Source organism: Microvirga sp. HBU67558 (assembly GCF_018069605.1).
In the GTDB taxonomy this organism is placed as follows: domain Bacteria; phylum Pseudomonadota; class Alphaproteobacteria; order Rhizobiales; family Beijerinckiaceae; genus Microvirga; species Microvirga terrae.
Map to the genome: position 1 here is coordinate 36917 of NZ_JAGPUP010000551.1, position 13959 is coordinate 50875.

Annotated in this window: 13 protein-coding genes; 4 read left to right on the top strand and 9 right to left on the bottom strand. The window is 67.0% G+C overall.

Translation table 11 applies throughout. The features are described from left to right. Window positions 1-11 precede the first annotated feature (11 nt). Window positions 12-824: a DeoR/GlpR family DNA-binding transcription regulator gene (locus KBI52_RS24485; protein WP_173948383.1), complete on the bottom strand. Its 813-nt coding sequence runs from the start codon at window positions 822-824 to the stop codon at window positions 12-14. Window positions 825-1066: 242 nt separating this feature from the next. Here KBI52_RS24485 and KBI52_RS24490 point away from each other — a divergent pair, with 242 nt between their 5' ends. Both KBI52_RS24490 and rhaI read left to right on the top strand, forming a co-directional pair. Continuing rightward, window positions 1067-3172 (top strand): bifunctional rhamnulose-1-phosphate aldolase/short-chain dehydrogenase, encoded by a 2106-nt coding sequence (locus KBI52_RS24490; RefSeq protein WP_210812035.1) that lies wholly within the window; start codon window positions 1067-1069, stop codon window positions 3170-3172. 128 nt (window positions 3173-3300) lie between these two features. Then, window positions 3301-4596 (top strand): L-rhamnose catabolism isomerase, encoded by a 1296-nt coding sequence (rhaI, locus tag KBI52_RS24495; RefSeq protein WP_210812036.1) that lies wholly within the window; start codon window positions 3301-3303, stop codon window positions 4594-4596. A gap of 5 nt (window positions 4597-4601) precedes the next feature. On the opposite strand, the gene KBI52_RS24500 is transcribed toward rhaI, so the two are convergent. The 4 genes from KBI52_RS24500 to coxB are packed head-to-tail and all read right to left on the bottom strand — an operon-like array spanning window position 4602 to window position 9106. Further along, window positions 4602-5129, bottom strand: a complete 528-nt coding sequence (locus tag KBI52_RS24500; protein ID WP_210812037.1) for a DUF421 domain-containing protein — start codon at window positions 5127-5129, stop codon at window positions 4602-4604. Window positions 5130-5154: 25 nt separating this feature from the next. After that, window positions 5155-5511 carry a hypothetical protein gene (locus tag KBI52_RS24505; protein ID WP_210812038.1) on the bottom strand — a complete coding sequence of 119 codons (357 nt, stop codon included), beginning with the start codon at window positions 5509-5511 and terminating at the stop codon, window positions 5155-5157. A gap of 2 nt (window positions 5512-5513) precedes the next feature. Further along, complete coding sequence (locus KBI52_RS24510; protein WP_210812039.1) at window positions 5514-8081, bottom strand: cbb3-type cytochrome c oxidase subunit I; 2568 nt, start codon at window positions 8079-8081, stop codon at window positions 5514-5516. Beyond that, complete coding sequence (gene coxB / locus KBI52_RS24515; protein WP_247654628.1) at window positions 8078-9106, bottom strand: cytochrome c oxidase subunit II; 1029 nt, start codon at window positions 9104-9106, stop codon at window positions 8078-8080. The genes KBI52_RS24510 and coxB overlap by 4 nt, the downstream gene beginning before the upstream one ends. Window positions 9107-9151: 45 nt before the next feature. On the opposite strand from coxB, the gene KBI52_RS24520 reads away from it, so the two are divergent. Both KBI52_RS24520 and KBI52_RS24525 read left to right on the top strand, forming a co-directional pair. Beyond that, the gene (locus tag KBI52_RS24520) at window positions 9152-10132 is read left to right on the top strand and encodes a cytochrome c oxidase assembly protein (RefSeq protein ID WP_210812041.1); all 981 of its coding nucleotides are present in this window, start codon (window positions 9152-9154) and stop codon (window positions 10130-10132) included. Further along, window positions 10129-10671, top strand: a complete 543-nt coding sequence (locus KBI52_RS24525; RefSeq protein WP_210812042.1) for a cytochrome c family protein — start codon at window positions 10129-10131, stop codon at window positions 10669-10671. Before KBI52_RS24520 ends, KBI52_RS24525 begins: the two co-directional genes overlap by 4 nt. On the opposite strand, the gene KBI52_RS24530 is transcribed toward KBI52_RS24525, so the two are convergent. Genes KBI52_RS24530 through nrfD form a run of 4 tightly spaced genes read right to left on the bottom strand, consistent with a single transcriptional unit; the run spans window position 10668 to window position 13955 of the window. Next, window positions 10668-11618, bottom strand: a complete 951-nt coding sequence (locus KBI52_RS24530) for a hypothetical protein (RefSeq protein ID WP_210812043.1) — start codon at window positions 11616-11618, stop codon at window positions 10668-10670. The two genes, KBI52_RS24525 and KBI52_RS24530, sit on opposite strands and share 4 nt — an antisense overlap. Then, window positions 11615-12115 carry a cytochrome c gene (locus KBI52_RS24535; RefSeq protein ID WP_173948373.1) on the bottom strand — a complete coding sequence of 167 codons (501 nt, stop codon included), beginning with the start codon at window positions 12113-12115 and terminating at the stop codon, window positions 11615-11617. The genes KBI52_RS24530 and KBI52_RS24535 overlap by 4 nt, the downstream gene beginning before the upstream one ends. Beyond that, the gene (locus tag KBI52_RS24540; protein WP_173948372.1) at window positions 12106-12645 is read right to left on the bottom strand and encodes a DUF3341 domain-containing protein; all 540 of its coding nucleotides are present in this window, start codon (window positions 12643-12645) and stop codon (window positions 12106-12108) included. Before KBI52_RS24540 ends, KBI52_RS24535 begins: the two co-directional genes overlap by 10 nt. Further along, window positions 12642-13955, bottom strand: coding sequence for an NrfD/PsrC family molybdoenzyme membrane anchor subunit (gene nrfD / locus KBI52_RS24545; protein ID WP_210812044.1), 1314 nt, complete (start codon window positions 13953-13955; stop codon window positions 12642-12644). The genes KBI52_RS24540 and nrfD overlap by 4 nt, the downstream gene beginning before the upstream one ends. Between the last annotated feature and the right edge of the window lie 4 nt (window positions 13956-13959).

The window sequence follows — 13959 nt, forward strand, 5'->3', positions numbered from 1 at the left end:
CTCGCCGGCTCTCAGGCCGCCGATGAGGATTCCATCGACTGATCGGCCGCCGTCGTTCGGGCGATGATCAGCTTGATTCCCGCATTCTCGATCATGGTCCTGGCCGAATCCGGGATGGCGTCGTCGGTGATCAGCGTGGAGACCCGGTCGAGGGGACAGAGAATGAGGCTGGAGCGGCGCTGGAACTTGGTGGAATCCACCATCAGGACCAGCTCGTCCGCCTGATTGATGAGCTTCTGCTCGGCCTGGATGATCAGGGCGTCCTGCTCCATGACGCCCAGCGTGCCGACGCCTTGGGCGCCCATGAACATGCGGCGTGCGTAGAAGTTGCGCGTCACGTCGTTCTCGAACGGCGACAGGATGATGCTCTGGTCGCGATAGATCGAACCGCCTGGCAGCATCACCTGGTTCTTGGAATGCTTGACGAGGTGCTCGGCGATGGCGAACGAATTCGTGAAGACCTGCAGCCGCCGGGCCGACAGGTAATGCACCATCTGGAACGTGGTCGTGCCGCCATTGATGATGATGGCGTCGCCCTCGGTGCACAAAGCCACGGCCTCGCGGGCGATGGCGCGCTTCTTGGCGATGTTCTCCGCCTCCGAGACGCGGAAGGGCTTGGCCGCGAGGCTGCCGATCTGGGCCGGGTGAAGGGCCTCCGCGCCGCCGCGGACGCGCCGCAGGCGCCCCTGAACATGGAGGGCCGCGATGTCGCGGCGGATCGTGGCCTCCGACGCGGAGGTCAGCTCCACGAGATCCTGGACTGTCGCGACCGGCTTCTCCTGGACGGCGCTCAGGATGATCCGGTGCCTTTCACGTTCGTGCATGGTTCCTCGACGGGCGGCGCAACGATGATCGGAAGGATCAGGGACCTTTCAGATTCACGCAAGTTCCGACTGAGACTGAGCCGTGAACCGATCACAGTCAATCAATGGAGTGATAGGACATTCGTATAATGATCGCAAATGATCATATTTGATCGTTTCTGGTTGACATCCTCGGAGGCTCCCGCCACCTTTCGGCTCAAATCGGGGCAGATTGCGCCCCCGCGAGCGATCAGGAGGACACCGTGGACACCGCGACCCAAGCCGTCAAACTCCTCGACAATCACTGGGACGACGCCAAGGCGGCCACTCTCGACGAGCCGGGCCTCCTGCTCTACCGCTCCAATCTGCTCGGCGCCGACAAGCGGATCACCAATTACGGCGGCGGCAACACCTCGGCCAAGGTGATCGAGACCGATCCGCTCACGGGCGAGAAGGCCGAGGTGCTCTGGGTCAAGGGGTCGGGCGGCGACGTGGGCACGATCAAGCTCGACGGCTTCGCGACCCTCTACATGGACAAGCTGCGCTCCCTGAAGACCCTCTACAAGAGCGTCGAGGACGAGGACCGCATGGTCGGCTTCCTGCCCCATGCCACGTTCAATCTCAACACGCGGGCGGCGTCCATCGACACGCCGCTCCACGGCTTCCTGCCCTACAAGCATGTGGATCACATGCATCCCGATGCGATCATCGCGATCGCCGCGTCCAGGAATTCGCGCGAGCTGACCCGGGAGATCTTCGGCGACGAGATCGGCTGGCTCCCCTGGCGCCGCCCCGGATTCCAGCTCGGCCTCGATCTGGAGGCTTTCGCCAGGGCTAATCCCGACGCCAAGGGCGTGGTGCTCGAGAGCCACGGCCTCTTCACCTGGGCGGACGATGCCAAGGAATGCTACGCGCTGACCCTGCGCATCATCAACCGGGCCAACCAGTGGTTCGCCGAAAAGACGGCCGGCAAGCCGGTCTTCGGCGGCGCCGTGACGTCGAGCCTCTCGCGGGACGAGCGCCGTAAGGTGGCCGCGCGCCTGATGCCGGAGATCCGCGGCAGGATCGGCCAGGCGGAGCGCAAGCTCGGTCATTTCGACGACCAGGATGCGGTGCTCGAATTCGTCAACTCGGCCGACCTGAAGCCCCTGGCCCAGCTCGGCACAAGCTGCCCCGACCACTTCCTGCGCACGAAGATCCGCCCGCTCGTCCTCGACTTCGACCCGAAGGCGCCGGACGTCGACGCGGTTCTCGCCGGTCTCGATGCGGCGCTCGAAGCCTACCGGGCCGATTACACCCGCTACTACGAGCAGTCGAGGCACCCGAACAGCCCGAAGATGCGCGATCCCAACCCGGTGATCTTCCTGATCCCCGGCGTCGGCATGCTGTCCTTCGCCCGCGACAAGGCGACGGCGCGCATCGCGAGCGAGTTCTACGTCAATGCCATCAACGTGATGCGCGGCGCCTCCTCGGTGTCCGAGTACCAGGGTCTTCCCGAGCAGGAAGCCTTCGACATCGAGTACTGGCTGCTCGAGGAAGCCAAGCTCCAGCGCATGCCCAAACCCAAGAGCCTCGCGGGCCGCGTGGCCTTCATCACCGGCGGCGCCGGCGGCATCGGCCGCGCCACGGCCGAGCGTCTGGTGACCGAGGGCGCCTGCGTGGTGCTGGCAGACATCGATCAGGACTCGCTGACCGGCACGGTGGAGGATTTCTCCAAGCGTTACGGGCAGGATTCCGTGCGCGGCGTGAAGCTCAACGTCACGAGCGAGCCGGAGGTCCTGTCCTCCTTCATCGAGGCCAGCGTCGAATTCGGCGGCATCGACATCCTCGTGTCCAATGCCGGCATCGCCTCCTCGGCGCCCGTCGAGGACACCGATCTGGCGATGTGGAACCGCAACATCGACATTCTGGCGACGGGCTATTTCCTCGTCTCGCGGGAGGCCTTCCGCCTGTTCCGGCGCCAGAAGCTCGGCGGCAACGTGGTCTTCGTCTCGTCGAAGAACGGGCTCGCCTCCTCGCCCAACGCCTCGGCCTATTGCACCGCAAAGGCGGCGGAGATCCACCTCGCCCGCTGCCTGGCCCTGGAGGGGGCAGACGCCGGCATCCGCGTGAACACGGTCAACCCCGACGCCGTGCTGCGCGGCTCCAAGATCTGGACCGGCGAATGGCGCGAGCAGCGCGCCGCCTCGTCGAAGCTCGCCGTCGACGAGCTGGAGGAGCATTACCGCAAGCGCTCCCTGCTGAAGCTGAACGTCTTCCCGGAGGACATTGCCGAGGCGATCTACTTCCTCGCATCCGACCTGTCGGCGAAGTCGACCGGCAACATCATCAACGTGGATGCGGGCAACGCGACGTCGTTCACGCGATAGAATCCGCACCAGCGCATCGTGCCGCCCCGGAGGGCCGCTCCGCACGATGCGCTGCTCAAGGAATCGAGCATTGGATCGGATCCCGAGGGTGGATCCACGCTTGGGTCCGATGCTCCAGGGAGAACGCCATGACCGAATACAGGATCGCGCAAGGGACCGTCTCGGCCGACAACGAGACCCGCATGAGCGCCTTGAAGGCGGATTACGAGGCGCTGGGCGCCCGGCTCGCCCGCGACGGCCTCGACATCGACGCCGTCACCGGCAAGGTCGCGCAGTTCTTCGTGGCGGTTCCCTCCTGGGGCGTCGGCACGGGCGGCACGCGGTTCGCGCGCTTTCCCGGCACCGGCGAGCCGCGCAACATCTTCGACAAGCTCGATGATTGCGCGGTCATTCAACAGCTCACCCGGGCGACCCCCACCGTGTCGCTCCACATCCCGTGGGACAAGGTCGACGATCCGCGGCGGCTCAAGACCCATGGCGACGCCCTGGGTCTCGGCTTCGACGCGATGAACTCCAACACCTTCTCGGATGCGCCGGGCCAGGAGAAGAGCTACAAGTTCGGCTCCCTGAGCCACACGGACGCCGCGACGCGCCGACAGGCCATCGAGCACAACATCGAGTGCATCGAGATCGGCCGGACGATCGGCTCCAGGGCCCTGACCGTGTGGATCGGCGACGGCTCGAACTTCCCGGGCCAGACGAACTTCACCGGGAGCTTCGAGCGCTATCTCGACTCGATGAAGACGATCTATCAGCAGCTGCCTGAGGATTGGCGCATCTTCTCCGAGCACAAGATGTACGAGCCGGCCTTCTACTCCACCGTCGTGCAGGATTGGGGCACCAACTACCTGATCGCGACGGAACTCGGCGAGAAGGCCTCTTGCCTCGTCGACCTCGGCCACCATGCGCCGAACGTCAACATCGAGATGATCGTGGCGCGCCTGATCCAGTTCAGGAAGCTCGGCGGCTTCCACTTCAACGATTCGAAATACGGCGACGACGACCTCGATGCGGGCGCGATCGACCCTCACCGCCTCTTCCTGGTGTTCAACGAACTGGTGGATGCCGAGCAGCGCGGGGCGCAGGACTTCCACCCGGCCCACATGATCGACCAGTCGCACAACGTGACCGATCCGATCGAAAGCCTGATCCGCAGCGCCAACGAGATCCGCCGCGCCTACGCCCAGGCGCTTCTCGTGAACCGGAAGGCCCTCGAGGGCTACCAGGACGACAACGACGCCCTGATGGCGTCCGAGACCCTGAAGGCGGCCTACCGGACGGACGTCGAGCCGATCCTCGCCATGGCGCGCCTGCAGGCCGGCGGCGCCATCGACCCGATCGCCGCCTACCGGGCGAGCGGCTACCGCCAGACGGTCGCCAAGGAACGACCGGCCGTCGCCGGCGGCAGCGGGGGCATCGTCTGACGGGGTCAGGTGATCCCCTTCAGCGACCCGTCATTGCCGCCGGTCTCGCCCTTGTCCTTCCGGATGACGCTGATCGTCCCGTCGCCCTCGATATAGGCCTTCTTCACGTCGGAGCAGTGCTCGACGCCCTGCTCCCGCAGCTGGCTGGCGAGCTCCTCCGTGGTGATCATCTCCTGCCGCATGTTTTTCGGCAGCATCTTGCCGTTCTCGATCAGCAGGAGCGGCGACGGCCGGGTGAAACGCTGGAAGGCCGGGAAGTGGAAGCCGAGCCAGTCGATCGCGTAGTTCCAGAACACGATGGTGAGAACGAGAAGGCCGCCCTCGGTGATCGACTTGTACTCGTTCGCCATGGCGTTCTGCGCCGCGTCGGCGATGAGGACGATCACGAGAAGATCCGCGACCCCGATCACGCCGGTCTGCCGCTTGAGCAGGAACCGCAGGATCAGGAACAGCATGATGTAGGTCATCGTCCCGCGCAGGATGATCTCGGGGATCGAGTGAACCGGGATGAACATCTCCTGCCAGTTGATCATGGTCGAGCCTCGTGCATGGTGCGCCTCACGCGCAAGCCGGAAGGATGAGGGCGGGAAGTCCCTGCCACAGGATCGCGATCAGCGAGAAGCCGCCGATCAGCACTCCCGCCTGGGTCATGAAGCGATCCGCCGGGGCCGCCTGGTCGCTTGTTCGTTTCTGAGCCCACAGCAACCAAGCCAGCGCACCGGCGGCGGCCAGGAAGGCCGCGAGCGTCGTCGCCAGGACGACGGCCTGAACATTCCCGATCCCGAGGAGCGTCGCGTCCGCCCGGTCGAGGCCGCAGAGGGTCGACGTCGCCCCGTAGATGATGGTGAACTGGACCGCCCATGCGAGGAGCCCGGCCAGCATCAGCACGACCTGTCCGGTCCGCCTGCCGATCATGCTCAGGGCCCTCCGATCAGGCGCGGGAAGCCGTGGGCGACCGCCAGGCCGACCAGGCCCTGGCCGACCGTGTAGGACCAGAACAGCATCGTATTGTCGAAGGTGGTCCGGCGGATGCTGTCGAGCCGGCCGGCGAGCCAGCGGGCGATGGTGTAGAGCCCCATGACGAGCGTCGTCAGCACGAAGAAGATCTGCAGGGACACGATGGCGTAGACGGCGGCCCCGTAGGCATGGGCCGAGGGGCTCAAGCCCGTCCGCCATTGCGCCCACAGGTCCGCCGCCGACGCGCCGGACACGAGCAGGAGCGCCACCGCGATGAGGATCGGCACGGCGCGCGGGCTGCGGCGGTCGTCGCCCCTCAAGATGCGGCTGGCCACGACGATCAGTGCCGCGCTGGCGATGTAGAGCGCAGCCGACACGAGGGGCCAGAGACGCTCCGGGGGCTCGATGCCCTGAGGTGGCCAGGCGCCGGGATTCACGAGCCACAGGAACAGGTAGGAGAAGATCAGGCAGGTGAACACCATGCCGCACACCACCATGAGGACGATCATCGCCCACCAGGAATGGTTCATCGGGCCGGTGACGTAGACCGGCACCACGATGCCGCCGCCGATATCGGCGGGTGGGCGGACGGGGCCGGGATCGGTCTCCCACAGCCACCAGATCACGCAGCCGACCGCGATCACGCCGCAGACCACGGACGTGAGCACGAACTTCACCGTCAGGAGCAGGAAGAACGCCGCCGTGAACACGGCCGCCAGCACGGGCTGCCATCCGGGGCCGGGAACCTGCAGGATGTATTGCGGCGTCGCATCGAACGGGCTCGTGACCAGCGCCTCGCGCCCGCCCGTGGCGGTTCCGGGCAGGTAGTAGCGGCCGTCCTCCACGTGTTTCGACAGGTTGGGCTGATCCCAGAGCGGATCGCGGCTGACGACCGAGGGAATGCTGCGCGTGTTGTAGTTGCCGTTCGGCAGCCATTCGAGGGTGCTGGCGTTCCAGATGTTGCCGGCATTGTCCTCGCCGGCGAAGCGGAAGTTGCGTGCCAAATCGACGAGGAAGACCGCGACGCCCGCGGCGATCATGAAGGCCCCGACGGTCGAGACCAGGTTGAGCGCGTCCCATCCCATGCCGACCGGATAGGTATAGACGCGCCGCGGCATACCGATGAGACCGGTGACGTGCATCGGCAGGAACGTGACGTTCACGCCGAGGAACATCAGGCCGAACACCCAGCGCCCGAGCCGCTCGGACAGGGGGCGTTTGCTCGCCACCGGCACCCAGTAATAGAAGGCGGCGAAGAGCGGGAACACCATGCCGCCGATGAGCACGTAATGCAGGTGCGCCACGACGAAGTAGCTGTCATGCGCCTGCCAGTCGAACGGCGCCATGGCGACCATCACGCCGGTGAGGCCGCCGAGGGTGAAGATGAACAGGAACCCGATGATGAAGAGCGACGGCGTGGTGAGCTTCATGCGCCCGGACGCGATGGTGGCGATCCACGCGAAGACCTGGATGCCGCTCGGCACCGCCACGGCCGTGCTGGCCGCCGAGAAGAAGCTCAGCGACATCTTCGGCAGGCCGGTGGCGAACATGTGGTGCACCCACAGGCCGAAGGAGAGGAACCCCGTGGCGATGAGCGCCAGCACGATCAGGCGGTAGCCGACCAGCGGCGTCTGCGCCATGGCGGGCACGATCATCGACACCATGCCGGTCGCCGGCAGGAAGATGATGTAGACCTCCGGGTGGCCGAAGAACCAGAACAGGTGCTGCCACAGCAGCGGATCCCCGCCCCTCTCGGCGATGAAGAACGGCCAGTCGAAGGCGCGCTCCATCTCGAGCAGCAGCGTGCCCAGGATGATCGCCGGAAACCCGATGACGATCATCACGGCGAAGACGAGCATGGCCCAGGAATAGACCGGCAGCTTGTCGAGGCTCATGCCGACCGCCCGGGTCTTCATCACGCCCACGATGATCTCGATGGCGCCCGCGACGGCCGAAATCTCGATGAAGCCGATGCCGAGCAGCCACCAGTCGGCGTTCTCGGCCGGCGAGTACTTGCTGCCGGTGAGCGGCGGATACATGAACCAGCCGCCATTGGGCGACAGGCCGAAGAAGATCGTGCCGAAGAACACGAGCCCGCCGACGAAATAAGCCCAGAAGGCATAGGCCGACAGACGCGGGAACGGCAGGTCGCGCGCCGCCTGCATGTTGGGCAGGAGATAGACGCTCGCGGCCTCGACGGCCGGCACCGCGAAGAGGAACATCATCACCGTGCCGTGCATGGTGAAGAGCTGGTTGTAGAGATCGTGTCCGACGAGATCGCTTTCCGGGGCCGCGAGCTGCGCGCGCATGATCAGCGCGAGGATGCCCGCCAGGATGAAGAACAGGAACGCCGTGCCGACATACCACAGGCCCACATAGGTGTTGTTGACGGCCGTGATGAAGCTGAGGCCGCGCGGAGCCTTCCAGGCCCTCTCGAGCGCCTCGAACTCGCCGTCCGGGCGCGGCAGCGGATTGGGGAGATCGGGCTCCCGCGGGACGAAGGATCCGGGGCGCTCGGACACATTCATTTCAAGCTCTCCAGATACCCGGCCAGCGCCCGCAGGTCCTCGCCCGTGAACGACCCGTAGGACGGCATCCTGACGCCCGGCTTGATGTGCTGCGTGTTGGCGATCCAGCCGGCGAGCGTGCCGACATTGTTCGGAAACTGGCCGGCCCCGATGGTGCGGCGGCTGCCCACATGGGTCAGATCCGGACCGAACGCCCCATCGGCCTCGGTCCCGCGCACCACATGGCACGAGCCGCATCCTCCGGCGCGGAACAGCTCCCGGCCCCGCGCCCGGTCGGGAAGGTCCGGCTCCCGGGCGGGGTTGGCCTGCTCATCGCGCCAGGCCGCGAAGGCATCGGGCTCCAGCGCCACCACGTCGAAGGCCATGCGGGCATGCTGGTCGCCGCAGAACTCGGCGCAGACGCCGCGATAGGTTCCCGGTCGCTCGGCCGTGAAGTTGAGGCGGTTGACGCGCCCCGGGATCATGTCGACCTTGCCGCCGAAATTCGGGATCCAGAAGCTGTGGATCACGTCGGCGGCGGTGACCGACACCGTCACGGGCCGGCCGACGGGAACGACGAGCTCGTTCGCCGTGGAGAACTCGGCCCTCTCCTGCTCGGCCGGATATTTCACACGCCACCAGTACTGCTCGCCGATCACCTCGACGGGGAGCGCGCCCGACCTCGGGACGTCCGTGTCGCGCATGACGATGAGCCCATAGGGCAGAAGACCGGACAGAACCACGATGGGAAAGGCGAGCCCGCCGATGATCACCGTCCTGCGGCTGCCGAGCCAGGCCCGGCGCTCCGGCGCGGCGAAGATCGCATAGAGCAGGAGCCCGGTGACGAGAAGAAAGATCAGACTGCCGCCGATCGTCATCACGAGCGTGAGCCGGTAGATCCGAAGCGCGTCGCCGCCGGCTGGATCGAGCGCCGACTGAACCCCGTCGCAACCCATGAGGGAGAGCGCGCACGCGACGACGGCCGCACGCGCCATCGCCGTGCGCAGCCGCCCCGCAGGGCCCTGCCGTGTCGCTTCGAGATCCATCCGCCCTACATGGGTGCTGCATGCCCTGAACGGATAAGCTTGGCCGTGAGACTTGGTTCCCGCGAAACGTCCTGTCGGAAATGGCCGAAAGCCGCGCCGCGCCTCGCGGTTGCGGCCGCGCTCCTGTCCGGCGGCCCGGCCCTCGCCCATGGCACGGCTCCTCACGGCCCGGGCGATCTCTGGCATTCCTGGTCGGTCGATCCTCTCGTCACGATTCCGCTCGCGGCTTCGAGCCTGCTGTTCGTCCTCGGCACATGGCGCCTGCGCGCGCAGCTCGGCCGGTTCCTGCCGGGATTCGGCCTGGCGCAGGTCCTCTCCTTCGCCGCAGGAATCCTCGTGCTGGCGGTCGCGCTTCTCTCACCGCTGGAGGGGCTCTCCAAGCCGCTCCTGTCGGCCCACATGGTGCAGCACATCCTCCTGATCGCGGTCGCGCCGCCGCTCCTCGTGCTCGGCAAGCCGGAGGTGCCCTGGCTCTGGGCCCTGCCCGCTTCCTGGCGGCGCGGGCTGGCGCGCAACGGACCGACGAGAGCGGCGTTCGCCCTACTCGCGCCCTGCGCGAAACCGATCCCGGCCGCCATGATCCACATGGCGACCCTGTGGATCTGGCACAGCCCGGCGCTCTTCGACGCCGCGCTCGCGTCGGACCGGCTTCACTGGCTCGAGCATGTTCTCTTCTTCGGCACCGCGCTCCTGTTCTGGCGCGCGATCATCAAGGCCCGGTCGGGGCGCCAAGGGGCGGCTGCCGCCCTGATCGCGTGCTTCGTCACGCTGCTGCAGAGCGGCCTCCTGAGCGCCCTCCTCAGCTTCGCCCGCGAGGCGCTCTATCACTCGCCCGACACTGCCGCCTGCGGCCTGAGCGCCCTGGAGGATCAGCAATTGGCCGGCGCGATCATGTCCCTTCCCATGTGCGGCATCTATCTCCTGGCCGGCCTGATCATGGCGCTCCGGCTGGTGACGGCCCCGGGCCGGGAACGGAGAATGCGCCCGCCGGTTGCCTCACCGAAACTTCTCAAGCAGAGCCCATGATCCGGCGCGCACTGACCTGCCTCTCCCTCGTCCCGATTCTTGCGGGGATCGCCGCCTGCAGCGAGTCGCAGGATGGGTCCGCCATGAAGATCGCCGATGGCGAACCCGAACGGGGACGCGCCCTGATCCAATCCTATGGCTGCGGCACCTGTCACGCGATCGACGGCGTCAGAGGGGCGAGAGGCCGGGTCGGGCCCGAGCTGAAGGATTATGCCCGCCAGCACCTTCTCGCCGGGTTCCTGCCGAACACCCCGCCGAACCTGATCGCCTGGCTCGTCGACCCCGTCGCCCTGAAGCCCCGCACCGGCATGCCGGCCCAAGGCGTGACGGAGGCGGAGGCCCGCCACATCGCAAGCTATCTCTACAGCCGCAGCGCCGACCGGGCGCCGGTCTATCCCCCCGATCCCCCGCTCCCGCTCCGCGAGCCGGACGACACGATAATCGATCCGCCGCGGCCGGCCTCCGATCCGTCGGAAACGGAGCCGCGCACGCGCCGCCTCATCCCGAATACCCCCATCGGCTCTGGCGCCAAAAGTTAGGGTTCCGCCGCCGCTTCCTCGGCGTAGGTCGGACGAAGTCGCATCACGGCCGCGAATGCCGCAAACCAGACGATCGCAGCCCCGAGGATCACGCCGAGATCGGCCCATGACGGATCCTTCTCGGGCTGGAGGATCCAGAGTGTGTGGGCGCCGTGGTAGAGGAGCGCCAACGCGCTTCCGGCGATCATGCCGGCCCGGCTGACGCCGGACGGCACCAGCACCACGATGGCGGCCAGCATCAGCCCGTAGGCTCCTTTGAGAAGGGTGAGACTCCCGGCATCCGACCGCCTCATGTACCACGCGGCGCCATCCGGCAGGTTGGCCAGCCAGACGATGATGAACTGCGCGAACCATGTCCACAGGGTGACAAGCGCCAATGTCAGTAAGGCGCGCTCCAGGCTCTTCATGCGCGCCGGCGAGGCAGGCTCCGGCCTGAGCAGCGTGACGAGGATCGCGAGTGCGAGGGCGGCCAGGGCCTGGCTCAGCCCGAAGGCGAAGCCGAAGAGGCTCGACCACCAATGCGGCTCCCGGGACAGAACCCAGTCATAGGCCGCAAAGCTCATGATCGGCGTCAGGAGCGCGAGCCCGACAGCGCTCGCCCGGCGCACGTTCCGGGCGCGGATCAGCCAGAGGGCCAGCCCGGCGCAGACTGTCAGATAGGCGGCGCTCCTCAGGAGGAAGAAGCTAGGGCTCAGGAACGCGGCCCGAAGGGGCGGCAGGCCGGCTCGCCCGCCGACCCAGGGAAAGATCTCCCCGAGGCCGAAGGCGAGCGGCACGCCGAGGAGCATCAGGAGCGGCATCGTGAGGGCGGCGGCCTCCACCTCGGCTCGCACCGGGGCGAGCCAGTGCTCGCTCATGACGTGGCCGATCATCAGTACCGCGAGGCTGCCCATGGCGAACCCCGACAGGCCGATGAACGCGACGTAGAAGGCGTCGATGAGGCTCATGGGGTTCCGGCCTCCGAAGCCTCGGGTGCATCGGCGTCCCGCTCCTGCAACCGCTTCACGTGATGCGCTATGGCCCAGCGCTCCTCGGGCGGCACGCGGTCCGCGTAAGGAAACATCCGGCCCTTGCCGTGGGTGATCACCTGGACGATCTGCTCGGGCGTCAGGCCGCGCAGCCTCTCCTCGTGATAGGAGGGCGGCGGCGCAAAGCCGCGCGAGACCACGGTTCCGTCGCCGCGCCCGCTGATCCCGTGGCAGGGTGAGCAGAACACCCGGAACCTCTCCTCGCCCCGTGCGAGGAGTTGTGGCGTCGGTTCAGGCCCGGGCGGTTCCAGGGCCGCCTGCCGGGCGGCCGTTCCCCGGGCGACGGTGCCCGGCGGCAGCGCCTGGTAGGGTCTCTGAACGGTCCGCGTGGACGCGACGGCATTCCGCTCCTCGGTGCCGGTATCGCAGGCGGCCAGGAGAAGACCCAGGCCGACGAGGCTCAAGATCAGCCGCATGCGGGAACCTCCCGCACGATCATCGGCGACTGGGCCTCCAGGAAGCCGCGGGTCTCGTTGTCCTCGAAGAGCGGATCGTCGCCGAGAATGCAGAGGAAGAAGCGGTCGTTGGACGCCCGCTCGAAACCGTGAACGGCGAAGACGGGATGATGGAGCCGCGGCAGCCGCAGAATCAGGAGCAGCCCGATCAGGGTCGCGGCCCCGGCCCAGAGGATCGCCACGATCAGCGTCGCCGGGATGAAGGCCGGCCAGCTGTCCAGCGGCCGGCCGCCGACGTTCAAGGGATAGTCGACGGCGTTCATCCAGTACTGGGCGCCGTATTGAAGGCCGGCGCCGATCAGGCCCGCCACGAAGGCGATCCAGGGAATGACGGTGGTGCGGACGCCGAGCTCCTCGGCGAGATCCGGCAGCGGGAACGGACTGTAGGCATCGAACCGCGTGTAGCCGGCGCGCTTGGCGGATCTGACGGCCGCCAGAAGGGCGTCGGGCGTCTTGAATTCGGCCATGACGCCGTAGGGAGCCTGCGTCATGAGGAGGCCTCCTCGTGCTCGTCGTGGCGGGTCTCGAACATGGAGACCACGGGGAGGAAGCGCACGAACAGCAGCAAGAGAGCCGCGAACAACCCCAGGGTCCCGAGGAACAGGCCTGTTTCCGGAAGCGTCGGCGCGTAGGTTCGCCAGATGGAGGGCAGGTAGTCCGTCTGGAGGCCGCCGATGATGATCGAGAAGCGGTCGAACCAGATTCCGACCCCGATGGAGATTCCGACGAAGATCCCCGCGACGGTGCTCTGACGCGCGGCCTTGAGCCAGAGAAGCTGCGGGATCACGATGCTGTAGACGATGGACGTCCAGTAGAGGCCCGCGTAATCACCGGTGATGCGGTTGAAGGTGGCTTCCTGCGGGATGCGCTCGGCCAGAAGCGCGGACGCGATCTCGTCGAGATAGAGATAGCCGGACACGAGGGCGCTCGCGAGGACGAGCCGGCCCAGGAGATCGACGTCCTCCTCGTCAATGTAGCGTCCCAGCCGCAGCCCCCAGCGCAGCAGAACCGCCACGAGCAGCACGATCGACAACCCTTGAGCCAGGCCGGTGGCCACGAAATGCAGCGGCTGGCGCGTCTCGTGCCAGTCGGGCACCAGGGTCACGGCGAACTCGAACGCCACCGTGCTCTGCATGATGAGGATCAGGGGCAGCACCAGGATGGCCACGAGGCGGTACGCGCGCTGATGAAAGGCCCAGTGGCGGACCGAGCCGCGCCAGCCGAGGGCGAACACGCCATAGACCCGCTTCGCCGCCCGGGTTCGGGCGCGGTCGCGCAGGGTCGCGAGGTCGGGAATGAGGCCGACATACCAGAGCAGGCTCGTCACGATGGCATGGGTGCTGATGGCCCAGAAGTCCCAGGTCAGGGTGCTGCGGAACTGCGGCCAGACCTGGAACGTCGCCGGATAGGGAAACACCCAGTAGAACAGCCAGGGACGCCCGAGATGGACGATCGGGAAAATGCCCGCGCAGATGACGGCGAAGAACGCCACGCCTTCGGCGAAGCGGTTGACGGCCGTGCGCAGACCGTGGCGACGCAGCACCAGGATGGCTGCGAACAGGCTCGCCCCGTTGGCGATGCCGATCCACCAGGCATAGTTGATGAGGTCGAAGCCCCAGACGAAGGGAATGTTCACCCCCCAGACGCCGACTCCGAGGATCGCTACCGAGATCAGCGTGTAGCCCAGCAGCAGCACGAGCGCTCCCGAGGCGAGAAGCGCGATCCACCAGACCCAGCCGAACCGGCGGGACAGCGCAACGTCCGCGACCGTGCTCGTCACCGCCTGGGCTCTACCGCTCATTGGG